Below are 856 nucleotides of genomic sequence, written 5' to 3' on the forward strand. Positions count from 1 at the left end.
CAGGCACCACGACGTAATAAGTAAGGTTGGATAGGTTAACGCGTCGCGTTAGCAACCCACGAATACCAGCATGATCACCGTCGAAATTACTTGCTTCATCTGATGCGTTGACGCTTCCCTAACGGGAAGAATGTTAATTAAAAAGAAAGGCTCTGGCCGAGGTTCCGGCAGGATTTTGTGCCGGCCTCTTGACGTGGGGAGTCATACCAACGCTTTTGTTGTGGGGCGCTGAAAGCGTCCAAGCCCCGCAGGGGCTGAACCACCAACTTTTTGTTAGGCAGATCATCGCACAAATTCGTAATTATGCCATTCAGGACGCTCTTCTTTTTCTAGAAACTCAACAATTGAACTCTTCGCAATATCTGTAGCAATACAGTACTTTTCGTGCAGTGGCTCACTCTCTCCGAAAGAGATTTCCTTTCGATCAGCTACTGAAATATTTTCATTTCGAGAATCACTTAAAGCACGAAATTCACTAGCATTTTCATCATAAAATATGAGGCCAGATATTTCGTCACTCCATTCTAGAGCGAAGTAAACACGAATATAGTTTCTGGCACCAAAAATGAATCTTTGCCACCAAGGCCTTAAACCATCGTCAGCTGCCAGCAATATCTTTCCTGATTTCGAATTTAGCGCATTCCGCAGTGCTTCTCTTGTCTCGGAGAAGTTCTCAAATTCTAATTCCTTACCGTCTAAGGTAAGAAAATATTTAGTGTGAGATTCCAAATTCATTTTATTGCCTAACGCCCGCCTCAACGAGCAAATTTTGCTGGCGGCAGTTTTGCCGCGCAGCGCAAAAGTGGTGACAGAAAAATTTGTCCGTTGGAGGCGCTTGTTAAAATCATTTATTTAT

The 856-nt window shown here is 43.7% G+C and carries 1 protein-coding gene; it reads right to left on the minus strand.

All coding sequences use genetic code 11. From position 1 onward, the window contains the following. Positions 1-282: 282 nt before the first annotated feature. A complete protein-coding gene (locus A3757_RS01880; protein WP_068511205.1) occupies positions 283-735 on the minus strand; it encodes a hypothetical protein in 453 nt (150 codons plus the stop codon). Positions 736-856 lie beyond the last annotated feature (121 nt).

It is taken from the genome of Oleiphilus sp. HI0117 (genome assembly GCF_001635235.1).